This is a genomic window from Plantactinospora sp. KLBMP9567 (assembly GCF_033446045.1).
GTDB lineage: Bacteria > Actinomycetota > Actinomycetes > Mycobacteriales > Micromonosporaceae > Plantactinospora.
Genome location: NZ_JAWQRR010000011.1, coordinates 54,643 through 74,546 on the forward strand (window position 1 = coordinate 54,643; position 19,904 = coordinate 74,546).

Annotated in this window: 15 protein-coding genes; 7 read left to right on the top strand and 8 right to left on the bottom strand. The window is 71.2% G+C overall.

Annotation, left to right across the window (positions count from 1 at the left end):
- Positions 1 to 3: 3 nt before the first annotated feature.
- From R6Y94_RS09040 to R6Y94_RS09060, 5 genes are all read right to left on the bottom strand, one after another.
- Complete coding sequence (locus R6Y94_RS09040) at positions 4 to 843, bottom strand: GNAT family N-acetyltransferase (protein WP_318395338.1); 840 nt, start codon at positions 841 to 843, stop codon at positions 4 to 6.
- Between the two features lie 82 nt (positions 844 to 925).
- Positions 926 to 1,954: a LacI family DNA-binding transcriptional regulator gene (locus tag R6Y94_RS09045; RefSeq protein WP_318395339.1), complete on the bottom strand. Its 1,029-nt coding sequence runs from the start codon at positions 1,952 to 1,954 to the stop codon at positions 926 to 928.
- 79 nt (positions 1,955 to 2,033) lie between these two features.
- On the bottom strand, positions 2,034 to 2,951 hold the full coding sequence (locus R6Y94_RS09050; RefSeq protein ID WP_318395340.1) for a carbohydrate ABC transporter permease: 918 nt from the start codon (positions 2,949 to 2,951) through the stop codon (positions 2,034 to 2,036).
- A gap of 1 nt (position 2,952) precedes the next feature.
- Positions 2,953 to 3,882, bottom strand: coding sequence for a sugar ABC transporter permease (locus R6Y94_RS09055; protein WP_318395341.1), 930 nt, complete (start codon positions 3,880 to 3,882; stop codon positions 2,953 to 2,955).
- A 137-nt stretch (positions 3,883 to 4,019) separates the two neighbouring features.
- On the bottom strand, positions 4,020 to 5,321 hold the full coding sequence (locus R6Y94_RS09060; RefSeq protein WP_318395342.1) for an ABC transporter substrate-binding protein: 1,302 nt from the start codon (positions 5,319 to 5,321) through the stop codon (positions 4,020 to 4,022).
- Between the two features lie 182 nt (positions 5,322 to 5,503).
- Between R6Y94_RS09060 and R6Y94_RS09065 the strand changes: the two genes are divergently transcribed.
- The 7 genes from R6Y94_RS09065 to R6Y94_RS09095 all read left to right on the top strand — a co-directional run bounded on the left by R6Y94_RS09065 (position 5,504) and on the right by R6Y94_RS09095 (position 15,690).
- The gene (locus tag R6Y94_RS09065; RefSeq protein ID WP_318395343.1) at positions 5,504 to 7,576 is read left to right on the top strand and encodes a beta-galactosidase; all 2,073 of its coding nucleotides are present in this window, start codon (positions 5,504 to 5,506) and stop codon (positions 7,574 to 7,576) included.
- 202 nt (positions 7,577 to 7,778) lie between these two features.
- Positions 7,779 to 9,356 (top strand): arabinogalactan endo-1,4-beta-galactosidase, encoded by a 1,578-nt coding sequence (locus tag R6Y94_RS09070; protein WP_318395344.1) that lies wholly within the window; start codon positions 7,779 to 7,781, stop codon positions 9,354 to 9,356.
- Positions 9,357 to 9,463: 107 nt separating this feature from the next.
- Positions 9,464 to 11,053 (top strand): arabinogalactan endo-1,4-beta-galactosidase, encoded by a 1,590-nt coding sequence (locus R6Y94_RS09075; RefSeq protein ID WP_318395345.1) that lies wholly within the window; start codon positions 9,464 to 9,466, stop codon positions 11,051 to 11,053.
- 340 nt (positions 11,054 to 11,393) lie between these two features.
- Complete coding sequence (locus R6Y94_RS09080; RefSeq protein WP_318395346.1) at positions 11,394 to 11,996, top strand: DUF4956 domain-containing protein; 603 nt, start codon at positions 11,394 to 11,396, stop codon at positions 11,994 to 11,996.
- Positions 11,993 to 12,856 (top strand): polyphosphate polymerase domain-containing protein, encoded by an 864-nt coding sequence (locus tag R6Y94_RS09085; RefSeq protein WP_318395347.1) that lies wholly within the window; start codon positions 11,993 to 11,995, stop codon positions 12,854 to 12,856. Before R6Y94_RS09080 ends, R6Y94_RS09085 begins: the two co-directional genes overlap by 4 nt.
- A 2-nt stretch (positions 12,857 to 12,858) precedes the next feature.
- Positions 12,859 to 14,952 (top strand): CotH kinase family protein, encoded by a 2,094-nt coding sequence (locus tag R6Y94_RS09090; protein ID WP_318395348.1) that lies wholly within the window; start codon positions 12,859 to 12,861, stop codon positions 14,950 to 14,952.
- 171 nt (positions 14,953 to 15,123) lie between these two features.
- On the top strand, positions 15,124 to 15,690 hold the full coding sequence (locus R6Y94_RS09095) for a PadR family transcriptional regulator (protein ID WP_318395349.1): 567 nt from the start codon (positions 15,124 to 15,126) through the stop codon (positions 15,688 to 15,690).
- A gap of 314 nt (positions 15,691 to 16,004) precedes the next feature.
- Here R6Y94_RS09095 and ispG read toward each other — a convergent pair whose 3' ends face one another.
- From ispG to dxr, 3 genes are read right to left on the bottom strand one after another with little or no spacing between them, the layout of a single operon-like run.
- The gene (gene ispG / locus R6Y94_RS09100; RefSeq protein ID WP_318395350.1) at positions 16,005 to 17,177 is read right to left on the bottom strand and encodes a flavodoxin-dependent (E)-4-hydroxy-3-methylbut-2-enyl-diphosphate synthase; all 1,173 of its coding nucleotides are present in this window, start codon (positions 17,175 to 17,177) and stop codon (positions 16,005 to 16,007) included.
- A gap of 5 nt (positions 17,178 to 17,182) precedes the next feature.
- Entirely contained in the window at positions 17,183 to 18,424 is a 1,242-nt protein-coding gene (locus tag R6Y94_RS09105) for a M50 family metallopeptidase (RefSeq protein WP_318395351.1), read from the bottom strand.
- Complete coding sequence (gene dxr / locus R6Y94_RS09110; protein ID WP_318395352.1) at positions 18,424 to 19,635, bottom strand: 1-deoxy-D-xylulose-5-phosphate reductoisomerase; 1,212 nt, start codon at positions 19,633 to 19,635, stop codon at positions 18,424 to 18,426. The genes R6Y94_RS09105 and dxr overlap by 1 nt, the downstream gene beginning before the upstream one ends.
- Positions 19,636 to 19,904: the final 269 nt, after the last annotated feature.

Consider the following 19,904-nt stretch of genomic DNA (forward strand, 5'->3'; position numbering starts at 1 on the left):
GCTTCAGAACAGCACGGTGGCGAAGGTGCCGACCGAACGGAATCCGCAGCGCTCGTAGACCCGCCGGGCCGGGGCGTTGTAGTCGTTGACGTAGAGACTCACCGTCGGGGCGACCCGGGCCAGCGCGTCCCGGACCACCGCCGCCATCGCGGCGACGCCGATCCCCCGCCCCCGCCAGGCCGGATCGACCCAGACCCCCTGGATCTGCGCGGTGCGCCGGGTGACGACCGCCAGCTCGGCTTTGAAGATCACTTGGCCGTCGACGATCCGTGCGTACGCCCGGCGGGCCCGGACCAGCTCGGCCACCCGCTGCCGGTACGCCCGCCCGCCGTCCTCGGCCAGCGGCGACACCCCGACCTCCTCGGTGTACATCGCCACCGCGGCCGGAAAGAGGGCGTCGATCTCACCCGCCCGCACCGGGTGCACGTCCGGGTCCGGCGCCACCTGCGGCGCCGCCCCGGTCGCCAGCAGCGGCTGGTTCGGGCGTACGTCCCGGGCCGGCCCCCACCGCCCGGAGAGCCGCTCCCAGAGCCCGAGCACCCCGTCGGCCCGCCCGACGATCGACGAGCAGGTGCGTTCCTCGGCACCGAGCGCCTCGGCGAAGGCGGCGATCGCGGGTCGGCCGGCGCAGACCGGGGTGACCTGGCCGCCCAGCCAGCAGACCGATTCGAGCTTGTCCCGGCTGCCGTAGCCGAGCACCCGGCCGTCCGCCCGCCACCAGGACAGGCCGTTCGCGGCGACCCGCTCGGCCACCTGTGCGGCGGCGAAGGGGTCGAGGTCGAGGATCCGCTCCACCGCGCCGCGTTCGGCCTCTCCGAGCTGGCGTACCGGCACCATCAGCACGCCCTCCAGCGTGCCAGATCATCGGCCGGGGAACGGGCCGGATCACCGCGCCCGCCCCGGGCGGGTCCGGACATCCCGGCCGTTACGCGGACTCCCGGACCACCAGTTCGGTGGGGAGGATGACCGCGGCGTGCGAGTCGCCGGCCAGGTGCCCGAGGAGCAGCCGGACCATCTCGGCGCTGATCCGGGCCCACGGCTGCCGGATCGTGGTGAGCCGCGGTACGGAGGTGGTGGCGACCTTGGAGTCGTCGAAGCCGCCGACCGCGACGTCCTCGGGCACCCGCTTGCCGGCCCGGCGCAGCGCGGCGATCGCGCCGGTGGCCATCAGGTCCGAGCTGACGAAGACGGCGTCCAGCTCGGGCGCCTGGCGCAGCAGCCGCTCCATCGCCGCCTCGCCGCCGTCGTGGGTGTAGTCGCCGGCCACCACCAGCCGGGGATCGGTCTCGCCCAGCACGTCGTGGTAGCCGGCGAGCCGGTCCACCCCGCCGGAGGTGTCCAGCGGGCCGGTGATGGTGCCGATCCTCCGGTGCCCCCGGGACCGCAGGTAGCTGACCATCTGCCGCGCCCCGCCCCGGTCGTCGGCGGCGACGTAGCTGACGTCGGAGTCGTGGCCGAGCGGGCGGCCGACGGCGACGAAGGGCAGGCCCCGCTCGTCCAGCTCGTCCAGCAGCGGGCTGCCGGCGTGGTTGGAGATCACCAGTGCGCCGTCCACGTGGCCGGCGGTGACGTACCGGCCGACCCGCTTTCGGTCCTCGGAGGTGCCGGCGATCGTCAGCAGCAGCGTGATGTCGTGCTCGGCCAGCTCCTGGGTGCAGCACCGGAGCAGGATGTTGAAGTTCGGGTCCTCGAAGAGCCGGTCCTGCGGTTCGGAGAGAATGAACGCCACCGAGTCCGAGCGCTGGGTAACCAGGCTCCGGGCGTGCTGGTTGAGCACGTACCCGGTCTTGCGGATCGCCCGCCGGACCGCGTCCAGGGCCGGGCCGCTGACGTTGTGCCCGCCGTTGAGCACCCGGGAGACGGTGCCCCGGGAGACCCCGGCCACCGCCGCCACGTCGTCCATGGTCGGGCGGGGCCTCGTCCGGCGGGTACGGCTGCGGTCAGGCGCGGTCACCCTGTCATTGTCCCCGCGCCGGCACCCGGCGGCGGCACCGGACCTTGTGACACAGCTCGCCCCCTTCCCCATCCGGTGGCTACGCCTTGGTCGCGCCGGAGAGCAGGTCGATCCGCCAGTAGCGTTGCAGCGACAGGAAGAGCACCACCAGCGGGATGATCGACAGCAGCGCACCGGCGATCACCAGCCGGTAGAGCGCCGGCTGGGTGTTTCCCTGGTTGAGCAGCGTGTAGAGGCCCAGCGTCACCGGGAACCTCTCGTCGTTGGCGAGCATGATGAACGGCAGCAGGAAGTTGTTCCAGATCGCCACGAACTGGAGCAGGAAGACGGTGATCAGGCCGGGCACCATCATCGGCAGCGCCACCCGGCGGAAGATGCCGAACTCGCTCGCCCCGTCCACCCGGGCCGCCTCGACCACCGAGTCCGGCACCGCCGCCGCGGCATAGATCCGGGCCAGGTAGATGCCGTACGGACTGACGATGCTGGGCAGCAGCACCGACCAGTACGTGTCGGTCAGCCCCACCTTCGCCAGCAGCAGGTACTGCGGTACGGCCAGCGTGATCTGCGGCACCAGCACCCCGGCCAGCAGTACGTTGAACACCACCGACCGGCCGGGGAACCGGAACTTCGCCAGGGTGTAACCGCTCAGCCCGGAAACCGCGGCGGAGAGTGCGGCCCCGACCCCGGCGTAGAGCAGGGTGTTCAGCATCCACCGCCAGAACAGCCCGTCCCGGTACGTCGACAGGTCGGTCAGGTTGCCGACCAGCGCGTCGCCGGGGGCGAAGGTGGAGCTGGTGAAGAGGGTGGCGGCGTCCTTGCTGGCGGCGACCAGCACCCAGGCCACCGGCAGCAGGCAGTAGAACGCCCCGATCAGCAGGATCGCGGTCGGCACCAGCCGGGCGATCCGGCCCTCGCGCGGGCCGCCCGTGCCGGCCCGCGCTGGTGGTGCCGTCCGCCCGGCGGCGGTGGCCCGGGCGGCGGTGACGGTGTCGGCCATCTCACTGCTCCTGTCCGAAGGCCCGCCGCTGCACCAGGCGCAGGAAGCCCAGCGAGAGGAGCAGGGTGATCGCGGCGATCAGCACCGAGGTGGCCGCGGCGGCGTACCGGTCGTCGGTGGCGAACGCGTCACGGTAGACCTTCATCAGCGGCGTCCAGGTCGACGAGATCGAGTTGGTCATCGGGGCGAGCGTCATCGGCTCGCTGAACACCTGCACCGTGGCGATCACGGTGAACAGCGTGGTCATCACCAGGGCCGGGGTGAGCAGCGGGATCTTGATCCGGAGCGCGACCTGGATCTCGGAGCAGCCGTCGAGCCGGGCCGACTCGTACAGCTCCGGTGGGATCGCCCGGAGCGCCGTGTAGAGCACGATCATGTTGAAGCCGACGCCGCCCCAGAGCGCGATGTTGACCACCGCGTAGAAGACCGCATCGGTGCCGAGCAGGTCCGGCTCGGGCAGGCCGAACCGGGCCAGCAGGTCGTTGAGCGGACTGGTCGCCGGCAGGTAGAGGAAGCCCCAGAGCAGGCTGGCGATCACCGCCGGCACCGCGTACGGCAGGAAGATCGCGGTACGGCTGAACTGTGCGAGCCGGGCCCGGGGCCGGTCCAGCAGCAGGGCGAAGAGCAGCGCCAGCCCCAGCATGGTCGGCACCAGCAGTGCGCCGTAGCCGAGCACCCGCAGCGCGCCGGACCAGAGTTCGGAGTCGGTCACCGCGTTGCGGTAGTTCTCCAGCCCGGCGAAGACCTCGGTCCGGGAGCCCCGGCCGAGCCCCAACCCGGAGATCCGGACCTTGCGCAGGCTCAGGTATCCGGCGTACCCGATCGGGGCGAGGAAGAAGGCGAGGAACAGGATCACCGCCGGGGCGAGGAAGACGTACGGGATGCCCGTACGCCTTCCCCGGCGGCGCACCCCGGGGGTGGCCGTTGGCATCGACTCTCCGTTCGGTCGGCCGGTCGCTGACGCCTGCCCGGTGAACCTTTTTCAACCTGGACCGCACGGCGTGTGCGCCCCGACTTCCGCCTGCGGCCACGACGGACCGCGAGGGGAGGTTGAAAAAGGTTCAGTGGTCAGCCGGCGATGGTGAAGCCGTTCTTGCGCATGTCGTCCACGGTTGCGGTCTGCATCGCGTCCACCGCCGCGCCGAAGGGTGTCTTGGCGGTGATCGCCTTGCCGAACGCGTCCTGGTAGGCCTCGTAGGTGACGTTGACGTTCGGTCCCCAGGTGACCCCGGCAGCGGTGTCGGCGATCTGCTTGGCCAGCGGATAGAAGTCGGTCTGGTTGGCGAAGAAGTCCGGCGGCGAGGCCAGTGCCGGCCCGGACTGGGCGTCCCGGGCGGCCGGATAGACCGCGCACTCCCGGACCAACATGGTGGTGGCGGCCGGGTCGGTGTTCAGCCAGGTGGCGAAGCGGACCGCCGCCGCCCTGTGCTTCGAGGCCGCGGTGACCCCGGTGGAGGAGCCGCCCCAGTTGCCGGTCCGGTTCTCCCCGGCGCTCCACTGCGGCAGCGGGGCCATCGCCCACTTGCCCTTGGTGGCCGGCGCGTTGCCGACCAGTACGCCGGGGGCCCAGACCGCGCTCGGCCAGGCCAGCAGGGTGCCGTCGTTGAGGGACTTGTTCCACTCCGGGGTGTACATCGGCTTGCCGTCGACCACGCCCTCGGCGACCAGCCCGCCCCAGTAGTCGGCGACTTTCTTCGTGCCGGCGTCGTTGACGGTGACCCGCCAGGACTCGCCGTCGATCCCCCACCAGTTCGCGCCGGCCTGCTGGGCCAGCCCGGCGAACCAGCCCGGGTCGTTCGCCGAGAAGGTGGTGAGGAAGTGTCTCTTGCTCTTGCCGCGCAGCGTACGGGCGGTCTGCGCGAACTCCTGCCAGGTCTTCGGCACGGTCAGCCCGAACTGTCCGAACAGGTCGGCGCGGTAGTAGAGCATCATCGGCGCAGCGTCCTGCGGGACCGCGTAGACCGCGTCGGTGCCGAGGGTCACCTGCCGCCAGGTACCCTCGGAGAACTTCTCCTGCAGCGGCCTGGCCTGCTCGGCGATGTCGGCCAGCACGTCGTTGCTGACCAGGGTGGGCAACGCCTGGTATTCGACCTGGGCGAGGTCGGGCGGGTTGCCCGCCTTGGCCGCGGTGAGCAGCTTGGTGACGATGTCGCCACCGCCGGCCTGCCTGCTGAGCGTCACCTTGGTCTCCGGGTTGTCGGCGTTCCACCGGTCGACCAGCTTCTCGATGTTGGGCGTCCAGGACCAGAAGGTCAATTCGACCGGGCCGGTCGGCTCCGCCGGGTCATCGTCCGATGTGGAGGTGCAGGCAGCGACCAGGCTGGCGCCGAGAGCCACCGCCAGGATCTTCGCGCCGAGCGTACGGGACATCTCAACCTCTCAGTTTCCGTGGTGTCATCGGTTGGTGATCGACCAGAAACAACTGGGAGCGCTCACAGTCTTGGACCCTCGATCGATCATGTCAAGACACGTTTTCGCACTTGTTCACCTTGTAGATCCGTGTGCAATCATGCGCACTACGGTTGGGAGCGCGCACAGTTCGGAGATCTCGCATGAGTCAGACCCCGCAACTCCTGGTGGCCGCCGAGGACTCCGCCGGTCGGGCCGGGCCGCTGCCCCGGCTGGCCCGCCTGGCGTACGGCGGCGACTACAACCCCGAGCAGTGGCCGGAATCCGTCTGGGCCGAGGACGTCGAGTTGATGCGGGTCGCCGGGGTGAACCTGGTCAGCGTCGGGATCTTCGCCTGGGCCCTGCTGGAACCGGCCGAGGGGCAGTTCGAGTTCGGCTGGTTCGACCGGCTGCTCGACCTGCTGCACGACGGCGGGATCGGCGTCGACCTGGCCACCCCGACGGCCGTACCGCCGGCCTGGTTCCGCCGCCGGCATCCGCAGGCCCGGCTCGTCGACCGGCACGGCCTAGCACTGGGCGGGGGTGCGCGGCAGTCGTTCTGCCCCAGCTCACCCGCGTACGCCGAAGCCAGCGCGCGGATCACCGAGCAGCTCGCCCGCCGCTACGCCGACCACCCGGCGCTGGTGCTCTGGCACTCGCACAACGAGTACGGCGGCGCCAACGCGCTCTGCTACTGCGCCACCTCGGCGGAGGCGTTCCGGGACTGGCTGCGCGACCGGTACGGCGACGACCTGGACCGGCTCAACACGGCCTGGGGCACCACCTTCTGGGGGCAGCGGTACGCCGACTGGGCCGAGATCGAGCCGCCGTCGCACGCACCGACCTCGGTCAACCCGACCCAGCAGCTCGACTTCCTGCGCTTCTCCTCCGACGCGCACCTGGGCAACTTCCGGCGGGAGCGGGACATCCTGCACCGGCTCTCCCCCGGCGTGCCGGTGACCACCAACTTCATGATCGCCAACTGCAAGACGATCGACTACTGGCGCTGGGCCGCCGAGGTGGACGTGGTCTCCAACGACCACTACCTGCGGGCCGAGGAGCCGGACAACCACATCGAGCTGGCGATGTGCGCCGACCTGACCCGGGCGGTCGCCGGTGGCCGCCCCTGGCTCTTGATGGAGCACGCCACCTCGGCGGTGAACTGGCAGCCCCGCAACATCGCCAAGCGCCCCGGTGAGCTGCGCCGCAACAGCCTGTCCCACCTGGCCCGCGGCGCCGAGTCGGCGCTCTTCTTCCAGTGGCGGGCGTCCCGGTTCGGCGCCGAGAAGTTCCACAGCGCGATGCTGCCGCACGGCGGCACCGACACCCGGATCTGGCGCGAGGTGGTGGCGCTCGGCGCCGACCTGCCCAGCCTCGAACCGCTGCGCGGCACCCGGGTGGTCGCCGACGTCGCGGTGCTGTGGGACTGGGAGTCCTGGTGGGCTGTGGAGCTGGACTGGCGGCCCTCGGTCGACCTGGACTACCGGGAGCGGATGGCGGCCTACTACGAGCGGCTCTGGCGGGACCGGCTCAGCGTGGACTTCGCCCACCCGGAGCGGGCGCTCGACGGCTACCGGCTGGTGGTCGTACCGAGCCTCTATCTGACGACGCCGGCCGCGGCCGAGAACCTGCGCCGGTACGTCGCGGGCGGCGGGACGCTGCTGGTCTCGTACTTCTCCGGGATCGTGGACGCGGACGACGCCATCCATCCCGGTGGGCACCCGGGGGCGCTGCGCGAGCTGCTCGGGTTGACCGTGGAGGAGTTCCTGCCACTGCGCTCGGGCGAGACTGTCCGGCTGGCGGCGGTCGACGCCGACCCGGCCCGGGCCGGCGCGGAGGTCACCGGGGACGTCTGGGCCGAGGTGGTGGTACCGCAGGGCGCCACGCCGGTACTGAGCTATCTGGACGGTCCGGCGGCCGGCGGGCCGGCGGTCACCCGGCACACCCTCGGTGCCGGCCACGCCTGGTACGTCTCCACCCGGCTCACCGCCGCCGGCCTCGCCCCGGTGCTCCGGGCGGCGTACCGGGACGCCGGTCTGGTCCCGCCGGACGGGGTGCCCGAGGGCGTCGAACTGGTCCGCCGGGCCGGTGCCGACGGCAGCCGGTTCCTGATCGCGATCAACCACACGGACCGGGAGGTGGAGTTGGCGGCCACCGGCACCGACCTGCTCGACGGCAGCTTCCAGCCGGGCGTGTGCCGGATACCGGCCGGCGGGGTACGCGCGCTGCGCGCCTGACCGGGCGGAGAGGCCTGGTGGCCTCTTGACATCCATCGACGGTGATGGTTCCGTGAGCGCTCACAACAGCCTCTCTCAAACCCGCGACGAGATCGCTTGTTATTCCAGTTCAACAAGGGCATGTCGTGCCTGTGAGCGCTCCCAGCCCGTAGCCTGGGCGACCGGTGTCGCCTCGGCGTTTGTCAAGGAGGAACGTCGACTGATGCAACACAGGAAGATCGCCCTCGGGACGCTCGCGCTCGTCGCGGTCCTGGTCGTACCCGATCTCGGTCGACCGGCGGCGGCCGGCTCCGGCACCGCACCGCCGGTGGTGAACCCGGGCTTCGAGGTCACCGGCGCCGACGGCTCGCCGACCGGCTGGTCGGTACGCGGTCAGCGCTCCGCCAGCGTCGTGGAGCCGGGCGGCCGTACCGGGGCGAACCGGCTCACCCACCGGGCCGACCAGCCGTACCGGGTCCAGACGTACCAGCGGCTCACCGGGCTGCGCCGGGGCGACCACACCCTCCGGGTCTCGGTACGCGCCAGCGGCGGCCAGCGCGACGCGTACGTCTCGCTCACCGGCTGCGGCGGACCGGGCCGGCGGGTCGACCTGCCCCGCACCGGCGCCGAGTGGTGGGTGGAGGTGTCCCTCACCACCCGGGTCAGCACCGGCCGCTGCACCGTCGCGCTCGTCTCGGACGGCAACGCCGGGGACTGGGCGCACTTCGACGACCTGACGCTGCGCCCGGCCACCCGGCCGGCCGGTGCCCCCGCGCTGCGGATCGCCGGAGCCGACGTCTCGCACCTGACCAAGAACGAGCACCACGGCGCGGTCTACCGGGATCGCACCGGGCGGCCCGGGGACGCGCTGCGGATCCTGCGGGACAACGGCGTCAACTACGCCCGGGTGAAGGTCTGGGTGGACCCGGCCGACGGGTTCAGCGACAAGGCGGACGTGCTGGCCAAGGCGCGCCGGGCCAAGGCGCTCGGCATGGGCCTGCTGGTCGACTTCCACTACTCGGACACCTGGGCCGACCCGGGCAAGCAGTTCAAGCCGGCCGCCTGGGCCGAACTGCCCTTCGACCAGCTCCGGCAGGCGCTCTACGACCACACCTACGACGTGGTGTCCAGCCTGCGCCGGCAGGGCACCCCGGCCGACATGGTGCAGGTCGGCAACGAGATCAACGGCGGGATGCTCTGGCCGGACGGGCGCTGGGACAACTGGGACGGGCTGGCGACGCTGCTCACCGCCGCCAGCACCGCGGTCACCGACGCCTCGCCGCGCAGCCGGGTCGCGCTGCACCTGGCCGAGGGCGGCGACAACGGCGCCCACCGGTGGTGGTTCGACAACGCGGTGAACCGGGGCGTGCCGTTCGACCTGATCGCCGTCTCGCACTACACGTACTGGCACGGCCCGCTCGGATCGCTCCAGGCCAACCTCCTCGACCTGACCAGCCGGTACGGCCGGCCGGTGATGGTGGTGGAGACCGGGTACGGCTTCACGCTGGCCGAGCACGACCACGAGACCAACATCTTCAACTCCTCGCTGCAACAGGTCGGCGGCTATCCGGCCACCCCTGAGGGTCAGGCCGACGCGATCCGCGACATGGTCAGCACCGTCGCCGCCGTACCCGGTGCGCTCGGCGTCTTCTACTGGGAACCGACCTGGACCGCGGTTGCCGGAGCCGGCTGGGATCCGGCCGACCCGACCTCCGGGGACGGCTGGGAGAACCAGGCGCTCTTCGACAACTCCGGTCGGGCCCTGCCCGGACTGCGGGTACTCGGCGGCGCCGCGCGATGAACTCCAGGTAGGCCGGCGTACCCGAGGCGGGACGGCGACCGACCTGGCTGGCCGGCGTACCAGCGCGGGTACGCCGGCCACCCATCCCCCCGACGGAAGGAAACCCCATGAGCGGTCCGTCCCATCCGCTCCGTACGGCAGCCGCCGCTCTCGGCGCCGTACTGCTCGCCGCCGGCCTGGTCGCCGGCCCTGCCCCGAGCCCCGTCCGCGCCGCTGCCACCATCACCAACCCGGGCTTCGAGTCGTCCGGCGCCGGCCAGAGCCCGGCGGGCTGGTCCGAGTCGTCCGGCTCCGGGCAGCAAAGCGCCAGCTTCACCGAGGCCGGCGGGCGGTCCGGCAACTACCAGTTGGCGCACTGGGCCTCCGGCGCCTACCGGGTCGAGACCTACCAGCAGCTCACCGGGCTCGGCGCCGGGTCGTACACGTTGCGGGCCTGGGTGCGCTCCGGCGGCGGCCAGGTCGCGGCGTACCTGGCGCTGCGCAACTGCGGCGGCGCCGAGCAGCGGGTCACCATCCCGGCCGCGTCGAACTGGACCCAGATCTCGGTGACCGCCCAGGTCAGCAGCGGGCAGTGCACCGCCGTGGTGGTCTCCGACGCCCGGGCCGGAAACTGGATCAACGTGGACGACGTCGAGTTCACCGGCGGTGGCACCGGCAATCCGGGTGGCAGCATCTCGATCCGCGGTGTCGACATCTCCACCCTGCTCAAGAGCCAGGACCGGGGCGGCGTCTACCGGGACGCCGCCGGCACCCAGCGGGACCCGCTGCAACTGCTCACCAGCAACGGGGTCAACTACGCCCGGCTGAAGGTCTGGGTCAACCCGGCCGACGGCTACAACAACCGGGCCCGGGTGCTGACCATGGCCAGCCGGATCAAGGCCCAGGGGATGCGGCTGCTGGTCGACTTCCACTACTCGGACAGCTGGGCCGACCCGGGCAAGCAGAACAAGCCCGCCGCCTGGAGCGGCTACAGCTTCAGCCAGCTCCGGGACGCGGTCTACAACCACACGTACGACGTGCTGAACGCACTGAAGGCGCAGGGTACGACGGCCGACATGGTGCAGGTCGGCAACGAGATCAACGACGGCATGCTCTGGCCGGACGGGCGCAGCAACAACTGGGCCAACCTGGCCGCCCTGCTCACCGCCGGCAGCAACGCGGTGAAGGCGGTGAACAGCTCGACCCAGGTGATGCTGCACCTGGCCGAGGGCGGCAACAACTCGCAGCACCGTTGGTGGTTCGACCAGGCCACCTCCCGGGGAGTGCCGTTCGACGTGATCGGGGTGTCGCACTACCTCTACTGGCACGGCTCGCTGGCCGGTCTCCAGGCCAACCTCAACGACCTGGCCTCCCGGTACGGCCGGCCGGTGGTGGTCGCCGAGACCGCGTACGGCTTCACCCTGAACGCCGACGACAGCGAGCCGAACATCTTCAACTCCTCGTTGCAGTCCGCCGGCGGCTATCCGGCCACTCCGCAGGGCCAGGCCGACGCGCTACGGGCGGTATTCGACGTGGTCCGCTCGGTGCCGAACGGGCGGGGCCTCGGCGTCTTCTACTGGGAGCCCACCTGGACGGCGGTGCCCGGCAACGGCTGGGATCCGACCAACCCGTCCTCGGGCAACGGCTGGGAGAACCAGGCGCTCTTCGACTACGGCGACCGCGCGCTGCCAGGGCTGGCGGTCTTCGGCTCGGTGTGACGCGAGGCACACCGGCCCGGCCGGGCCGGTGTGCACACCTGTGGCGGGGGGGGGGGGGGGGCCCCCCGGGGGGGGGCGCCGGGCGCGGGGCGGGCCCCGCCCACACCGGCCCGGCCGGGCCGGTGTGCACACCTGTGGCGGCTCCCGCCCGGATCACCGGGCGGGAGCCGCCGTCGTCGGCTGCGCGCACCGCCGCACCTAAGATAGACAGTTGTAAATAAAACCTGTTACAAGCTGTTAGCGATGGCGAGCACTAGGGATCGATGTCTCTCGATGTAACCTGGTAGTCGGCGTCCGTTTACCCACCGGCCACCGGATGATATCCAGGAGGACAGGACCCATGCCCCCACTCGCCCTCTTTGCGGCGGACATCGTCGCAGTGACCCTGCTCGTGTTCGGGCTCTACTTCCCACGCCACCGGCGCCGAGACCTGGTCGCCGCGTACCTCGGCGTCAACATCGGGGTGATGGCGGTGGCGAGTTCGCTCAGCACCAGCAGCGCCGGTACCGGTCTGGGTCTCGGTCTGGCGCTCTTCGGGGTGCTCTCCATCATCCGGCTCCGCTCCACCGAGCTCGACCAGCACGAGGTGGCGTACTACTTCTCGGCGCTGGCGCTCGGCATCCTCTCCGCCCTCGGCGGCGGTCCGGCGTGGCAGGTCCCGACCATGATGGCCCTGATCCTCGTGGTGATGTTCGTCGGCGACCACCCCCGGCTGTTCCGTAACTACCGGCGGCAGAGCATGTTCCTCGACTCGGCCATCACCGACCACCTCGCGCTGGTCGCCTATCTCGAACAGAAGCTCGGCGCCCGGGTGCACTCGGCCAGCGTCCAGCGCCTCGACCTGGTCAACGACACCACCCTGGTGGACGTGCGGTACTCGCACCCCTCGGTGCGGCAAGCGGTCCGGAACGTCCCGGTGGCCACCGGTGGGGTGCCGCGATGACCATCGCCGTCGACTGTGCCCCGCCCGCACACCTGAAACCGATCGGACTGGACGAACTCACCGAACGCGCCGCGTTGCAGACCCGGGTGGACCGCAAGTACGTGCTGCCAGTCACCGAGGCGCGGGCCGTCGTCGCCCAGCTCGATCTGGACACCCTGGCCCTGGAGATCGACGGACGCCGCTGCTTCAACTACCGCTCGGTCTACTTCGACACCCCGGAACTGACCAGCTATCTGCTCACCGCCCAGCGCCGGCGCCGCCGGTTCAAGGTACGCACCCGGACCTATCTCGACTCGGCGGAATGCTGGCTCGAGGTGAAGACGCGCGGCCGCAGGGGCAACACCGTGAAGGACCGGCTGCCGTACCGGCCGGACCACGAACGGAGCCTCACCCTCGGGCGGCAGTTCGTCGACGACGTACTCGCAAGGGAGTCGATCGAGGTCGGCGGCCGGGTCTTCGCCCCGGTCCTCGTCACGCGGTACCGACGCAGCACGCTCTTCCTCGCGGCCACGGTGAGCCGGGTGACCATCGACACCGAGCTGGCCTGGGAGGGCGACACCGGCCCGCTCCAGCTACCGGGGCTGGCGGTGGTCGAGACCAAGACCGGTTCGACCGCATCCTGCGTGGACCGCCTGCTCTGGGCGCGGGGCCACCGGCCGGTCAGGATCTCCAAGTACGCCACCGGGATGGCCGCGCTCCGGCCGGACCTGCCGTCGGCACCCTGGCGCCGCACGCTGCGCCGGCACTTCGCCTTCACCGGGGCCACCGACGGCCACCGGTCCCATTTCGACGTCGACCGATCCGGTCTCAGCCTCGTGGCGAGCGCGGTCCGTCCCCCGAACAGCTCTGGAACGGAGTAGGAATGCGCACACTCGGCTACTACCTGGCGGGCGTCCTGGTCGCCGCGGCGATGGGTCCGGCGGCCGGCCCCGCCCCGGGGCGGGACGACGGACCCGACCGTCCGGTCTCGGTCGCCCGGGGCACGGCGGCCCAGAACGGCGGGGCGGCCGCCGGACCGGTGCACAGCTCCACCGACGCGGCGGCGGAGGCCCAGGCGGACCCGACCGGTGACATCACCTTCTCGGTGCCGAGCGGCACCTTCCAGGGCGAGGTCTCGGTCGCGCTGGGCAGCACGGTGAGCGGGGCGGAGGTCCGGTACTCCACCGACGGCCAGCCGCCCGGCGCCAGCTCGCCGGTGTACTCCGGCACGCCGCTGAGGTTCACCCGCACCACGCAGCTCCGGGCCCAGGCGTACCTGAACGGCGCTCCCACCGGCGCACCCGGCACCGCCATGTACGTCGCCCGAGCGGTGAACACCAGCCACGACCTGCCGGTCCTGCTGCTGGACGCGTACGGGGCCGGCGCTCCGGGGCGGGAGTACCTCGACACCGCCGTCATGCAGTTCTCGCCGGTGAACGGGGCGACCTCGCTCTCCGCCGCACCGAGCCTGGTCAGCCGGGGTGGCTTCCACCTACGCGGACAGTCCAGTGCGATGTTCCCGAAGACGCCGTACCGGCTGGAGCTGCGGGACAACGCCGACGACGACGCCGATCTGCCGCTGCTGGGCATGCCGGCCGACTCCGACTGGGTGCTGCGCGGGCCGTACTCCGACAAGGCACTGATCCGGGACGCCTTCATGCACGGCCTGGGCCAGGACATGGGCCTGCACGCCCCGCGCTTCGCCTTCGCCGAGGTGTACGTGAACACCGACGCGCAGCCGGTGGCCGCGAACGACTACCTCGGGGTCTATCTGATCATCGAGACCATCAAGAACTCGAAGAACCGGCTCGACCTGAAGCAGCTCGACGAGGACGACACCACGCTGCCCAAACTGACCGGCGGATACATCTTCAAGTTCGAGTGGATGGCGGCGGAGGAGCCGACCCTGCCCTGCCAGGGCGCCGACGCCACCTGCTGGCACTACCTGGAGGTGGTCGACCCCGACCCGCTGCAACCGGCGCAGGCCGAGTGGCTGCGCCAGCACCTCCAGCAGTTTCACGATCTGTTGCGCAGTCCCGGGTTCGCCGATCCGGTGACCGGCTATTCGAGCTTCATCGACGTGGACTCCTTCGTCGACCAGCTCATCGTCAACGAGCTGAGCCGGGGCATGGACGCCTACCTGCGGAGCGCGTACTTCCACAAGGACCGGGACGGCAAGATCGTCGCCGGTCCGCTCTGGGACTTCGACCTGACCTTCGGGGTGGGCGGATACTTCCAGAACGACCAGATCGCCGGCTGGCAGCACCAGCAGACCCGCACCCCGAGCGCGAACGACTGGTTCCAGCGGCTGCTCCAGGACCCGGCCTTCGTCGACCGGGTCAGGGCCCGCTGGCAGCAGCTCCGCCAGGGGGTACTCTCCAACGCCCAACTCCAGGCCCGGATCGACCGGCTGACCGCCCCGCTGACCGCCGCCGCGCAACGAAACTTCCAGCGCTGGCCGAACCTCAGCACCCGGATGCTCGGCCCGTTCATCACCCCGACCTCGCCGACCTGGCAGGGACAGGTGCAGTTCATGCGGGACTGGATGTTCCAGCGGGCGGCGTGGCTGGACACCACCGGCGGCTGGGGCTCCGGCGGGCCGACCAACCCGCCGACGACTCCGCCGGCCACCACCAGGCCGCCGACCCCGCCGGCGACCACCCCACCGGCCTCGGGCCGGACGTGTACGGCGGCCTACAGCGTCGTCGGCCAGTGGACCGGCGGATTCCAGGCCAGCGTACGGGTCACCGCCGGCTCGGAACCGATCACCGGCTGGCGGGTCAACTGGACGTACGCCAACGGCCAGACGGTCAACCAGTCCTGGGAGGCGACCGTCAGCACCAGCGGCGCGACGGTGACCGCGACGAACGCCGCACACAACGGGGCGCTCGGCACGGGGGCCAGTACCACCTTCGGGTTCCTCGGGACCTGGAACGGCACCAACAGCCTGCCCACCCCCACCTGTACGGCGTCCTGACCGCCCGCCACCCCTAGCGTCATGGCGTACTCCTGCCGGCGCCGGCCTCTGGTCGGCGCCGGCAGTGTGTTCCGGATCACGCGCAGGAATCGACAACTGGGCTGACGCGTTGTCGCCGATAGTTTCCCGATATATCGTAGAGCTATCAACGACAATCAGAAGGAGGCCCAGATGGGTTTTCACCGAGGGTTCTACGCGATGCAGGAAGCCCGGATGCGGGGCTTCGGCTTCCCCCCGCCGGGTCACGGACACGGCCACGGCCGAGGTGGCGGCCGGGGACGCGGTGGTGGCCGCGGACGCCGACCGAACGTCCGCGCCGCGGTCTTGGCGCTGCTGACCGAGCGGCCGATGCACGGCTACGAGATGATCCAGGAGCTGGACTCGCGCACCGGCGGTGCCTGGCGGCCGAGCCCGGGTTCGATCTACCCGACCCTGCAACTCCTGGAGGACGAGGGCCTGGTCGCCGGCAGCACCGAGTCGGGCGGCGGGCGGCGCCGCTTCGGGCTCACCGAGGCCGGGCAGGAGGAGGCCGCGCAGGCGGCCGCACAGCCGCCGTGGGCCGAGTTCGCCCAGGACACCATCAACAGCTGGCACGACATCCGGGAGGCCGGCTTCCAGGCGATGAACGCACTGCGCCAGGTCATGATGACCGGTACGGACGACCAGCGTGAGCGGGCCGCCCAGGTGCTCGACGAGACCCGGCGCAAGCTGTACGCCATCCTCGCCGAGTCGGAGTAGCCGGAGTAAGCCGGCCCGCGCCGGTGACCGGGCCGGGCCGGTTGGTAGTGCGCCGCGCCCGGCGGAGACCAGTCGATCGGGGCACTGTAGAGCTGCCCCGCCCGTGCGCCCGGACGCCGCGGTCGGCATCGGACCGACGCGGCGCCCGGGCGCTCACCGCACTCGGGCGCCCACCGCGGGAAGGGCTGTGGATGCCCCGACTGTGCACCCCGCTCGACAGTCTCCGGAAAGACTTGCCCACGGCGAGCCGACTCCGGCGCCTCATCTCCTGCCGCCGCCAACCCGGACCACCGGGCCGGTGCCCGGGGCGGCGGTCAGTGCACCGTGACGGTGGGCTTGACGACCAGGTCGCGCAGCTCCTCGGGCAGCTCGGCACCCATTTCGTCGGCGAGCCGGACGGCCTCCTCGATCAGGGTCTCCACGATCTGACCCTCGGGCACAGTCTTGATCACCTGGCCCTTGACGAAGATCTGCCCCTTGCCGTTACCGGAGGCCACCCCGAGATCCGCCTCCCGCGCCTCACCGGGACCGTTGACCACGCAGCCCATCACCGCCACCCGCAGCGGCACCGGCAGCCCCTCCAGACCGGCGGTGACCTCCTCGGCCAGCTTGTAGACGTCGACCTGGGCCCGGCCGCAGGACGGGCAGGAGACGATCTCCAGGCCGCGCTCGCGCAGCCCCAGCGACTCCAGGATGGCGGCGCCGACCTTGATCTCTTCCACCGGCGGCGCGGAGAGCGAGACCCGGATGGTGTCGCCGATCCCCTCCGCGAGCAGGGCCCCGAAGGCCACCGCCGACTTGACGGTGCCCTGGAACGCCGGACCCGCCTCGGTCACCCCGAGGTGCAGCGGATAGTCGCACTGCTCGGCGAGCTGCCGGTACGCCCGGATCATCACCACCGGGTCGTTGTGCTTGACCGAGATCTTGATGTCCCGGAAGCCGTGCTCCTCGAAGAGCGAGCACTCCCAGAGCGCCGACTCGACCAGCGCCTCGGCGGTGGCCTTGCCGTACTTGGCCAGCAGGCGCTTGTCCAGTGAGCCCGCGTTGACCCCGATCCGGATCGGTACCCCGGCTGCAGAGGCCGCCGCCGCGATCTCCTTGACCTTGTCGTCGAACTGCCGGATGTTGCCCGGGTTCACCCGTACCGCCGCGCAGCCGGCGTCGATCGCCGCGAAGACGTACTTCGGCTGGAAGTGGATGTCGGCGATCACCGGGATCTGCGACTTCTTCGCGATCGCCGGCAGCGCCTCCACGTCGTCCTGGGACGGCACCGCCACCCGGACGATCTGGCAGCCGGAGGCGGTCAGCTCGGCGATCTGCTGGAGCGTCGAGTTGACGTCGGCGGTCAACGTGGTGGTCATCGACTGCACCGACACCGGCGCGCCGCCGCCGACCAGTACCGAACCGACCTTGATCTGCCGGCTGACGCGCCGGGTCGCCAGCGGTGGCGGCGGTACGGCGGGCATGCCGAGGCTGACGGCGGTCACTGTCTTCACCTCTGGATCAGGGTTATCGGATTGACCACGTCGGCGGTGATGGTGAGCAGCGTAAACGCGCCGCCGATCAGGATCAAAGCGTACGTTACGGGCATCAGCTTGAAGTAGTCGACCCGCCCGGGGTCGGGCTTGCCGAGCCGGGCGAAAAGCCAGGACCGGACCCGTTCGAACCAGGCGATGGCGATGTGCCCGCCGTCCATCGGCAGCAGTGGGAGCAGGTTGAAGACGCCGATGAAGAAGTTCAGCGAGATGAAGAGGAGGACGAAGATCTCCCAGAGGCCGTGCTGGACGGCCTCGCCACCGAGCCGGCTCGCCCCGACCACGCTGATCGGGGTGTCGATGTCGCGCTCCTCGCCGGTGATCGCCGCCCAGAGGGCGGGGATCTTCTGCGGGATCCGCTGGAGCGCCTTGACGGTGTTGACCGCCATCTCGCCGGTGAAGTCGGCGGTGGCACCGAAGGCGCCGATCGGGCCGTAGGTGACGGTCGGCGGAGTGCCGAGCCCGACGCCGAGGGCCGAGACCGGGCCGACCGGACCGTCCGCCTGGTCCTGCGGCGGGCGCTGCACCTCGGCCAGGTTGACCTGGGCGGTCTGGGTCGTGCCGTCCCGCAGGTACGTCACCTGCACCGGTCCCGGCTTGGTCGCCCGCACGGCGTCCAGCATCTGGCCCCAGTTGGCTACCGGGGTGGCGCCGATCGCGGTGATCACGTCGCCGCTGCGCAGGTTGGCCTGGGCCGCCGGGCTCGCCAAGTCGCCGGGCTGGCAGGCCCGGGCCGCGTTCTCCTGGACCACACAGGGCGCCAGCTCGATCCGGGCCGGCTCGTTGCGGATCTCGGCGGTGTTGGTCGGGTAGTCGGGGTTGGGCAACCCCATGAAGATCGCGGCGAACCAGAGGGTCACGATGGCGAGGGTGAAGTGCGCCACCGAGCCGGCGGCCATCACCGCGGTCCGCTTCCAGAGCGGGTACCGCCACATCACCCGGGGCTCGTCCGCCGGGTCGACGTCGTCGTCCTGCGGCGTCATGCCGACGATCTTGCAGAAGCCGCCCAGCGGGATCGCCTTGAGGCCGTATTCGGTCTCACCCCGCCGGAACGACCAGATGGTGGGGCCGAAGCCGACGAAGTAACGGGTGACCTTCATCCCGAACCGCTTGGCCACGAGCATGTGCCCGGCCTCGTGCAGGCTCACCGAGATCAGGATCCCCAGGGCGAACGCCACCACCCCGAGCAGATACAGCATCAGGCTCCTTCCACCGCTTCCGCGATGATCTCCTGGGCGTGCGCCCGCGCCCAGGATTCGGCGGCGAGCACCTCCTCGACGTTACCCGGTTCGGCAAAATCCGGGGCCGCCTCCAACACCCGTTCCAACGTGTCGACGATGCCGAGGAACGGCAGCCGGCCGGTCAGGAAGGCGGCGACGCACTCCTCGTTGGCCGCGTTGTAGATCGCCGGGCGGCAGCGGCCGACCGCACCGGCCTGCTTGGCCAGGCGTACGGCCGGGAACGCCGCCTCGTCCAGCGGTTCGAAGCGCCAGCTCTGGGCCGCCGTCCAGTCGACCGCGGGCGTGGCCCCGGCGACCCGGTCCGGCCAGCCGAGGGCGAGCGCGATCGGCAGCCGCATGTCCGGCGGGCTGGCCTGGGCCAGCGTCGAGCCGTCGACGAACTCGACCATCGAGTGGATCATCGACTGCGGGTGCACCACCACGTCGATCTGGTCGTACGGCACGCCGAACAGCTCGTGGGTCTCGATCACCTCCAGCGCCTTGTTCACCAGGTTGGCGCAGTTGATCGTGACGACCGGTCCCATGTTCCAGGTGGGGTGCGCGAGCGCCTGCTCGGGGGTGACGGCGATCAGCTCGTCCCGCGCCCTGCCCCGGAACGGTCCGCCGCTGGCGGTGAGGATCAGCCGGCGCACCTCGGCGCGGCTGCCGCCGCGCAGGCACTGGGCCAGCGCCGAGTGCTCGGAGTCGACCGGCACGATCTGGTCCGGCCGTTGGAGGGCGGCGCGGACCACCGGACCACCGGCCACCAGCGACTCCTTGTTGGCCAGCGCGAGGGTACGCCCGGCACGCAGCGCGGCCAGGGTGGGCGCCAACCCCAGCGAACCGACGACACCGTTGAGCACGATGTCGCAGGGCCACTCGGCCAGCTCGGCCATTGCGGCCGGCCCGGCGACGATCTTGGGAAGCTTGAAGTCGCCGCTGGCCCATCCCCGCTTGGCGGCCTCGGCGTAGAAGGCCAGTTGCAGGTCCTGCGCGGCGGACGCCTTGGCGACACCGACCGCCTCGACCCGGAGTTCCAGGGCCTGGGCGGCGAGCTGGGCCACGTTGCCGCCTCCTGCGCCGAGCGCGACCACCCGGAACCGGTCCGGGTTGCGCCGGACGATGTCGATCGCCTGGGTACCGATCGAGCCGGTCGAGCCGAGCAGGACGATCTCGCGGGGAGAACTCACCCGGCCATTCTCCCTGACCTTTGCTGGGCCTTCGCTGGGAGCCTCGGCTTTCCCGGTGTCACGCCACCGGCTCCGCTCGCGGGACCGCTCAACCAGGTCCGTACGCTGGGTGCGCTCGGCCTCGAAAGGACCTCGGTGGTTGATCTTGACCACACCCCCGCACAGGCCGTCCGGGAGGCCGGGCTCCGCGAGGTCTCCGAAGCGCTACCCGACATCGGGCAGGCGATCAAGCGGACGAAAATCTGATCACCGCAAGCCAGCGCACCCAA

Coding starts and splice junctions, on each gene's coding strand:
- R6Y94_RS09050 (WP_318395340.1), bottom strand. CDS start 2,951: ATGGCCGACACCGTCACCGCCGCCCGGGCCACCGCCGCCGGGCGGACG.
- R6Y94_RS09055 (WP_318395341.1), bottom strand. CDS start 3,882: ATGCCAACGGCCACCCCCGGGGTGCGCCGCCGGGGAAGGCGTACGGGC.
- R6Y94_RS09060 (WP_318395342.1), bottom strand. CDS start 5,321: ATGTCCCGTACGCTCGGCGCGAAGATCCTGGCGGTGGCTCTCGGCGCC.
- R6Y94_RS09065 (WP_318395343.1), top strand. CDS start 5,504: ATGAGTCAGACCCCGCAACTCCTGGTGGCCGCCGAGGACTCCGCCGGT.
- R6Y94_RS09070 (WP_318395344.1), top strand. CDS start 7,779: ATGCAACACAGGAAGATCGCCCTCGGGACGCTCGCGCTCGTCGCGGTC.
- R6Y94_RS09075 (WP_318395345.1), top strand. CDS start 9,464: ATGAGCGGTCCGTCCCATCCGCTCCGTACGGCAGCCGCCGCTCTCGGC.
- R6Y94_RS09080 (WP_318395346.1), top strand. CDS start 11,394: ATGCCCCCACTCGCCCTCTTTGCGGCGGACATCGTCGCAGTGACCCTG.
- R6Y94_RS09085 (WP_318395347.1), top strand. CDS start 11,993: ATGACCATCGCCGTCGACTGTGCCCCGCCCGCACACCTGAAACCGATC.
- R6Y94_RS09090 (WP_318395348.1), top strand. CDS start 12,859: ATGCGCACACTCGGCTACTACCTGGCGGGCGTCCTGGTCGCCGCGGCG.
- R6Y94_RS09095 (WP_318395349.1), top strand. CDS start 15,124: ATGGGTTTTCACCGAGGGTTCTACGCGATGCAGGAAGCCCGGATGCGG.
- R6Y94_RS09105 (WP_318395351.1), bottom strand. CDS start 18,424: ATGCTGTATCTGCTCGGGGTGGTGGCGTTCGCCCTGGGGATCCTGATC.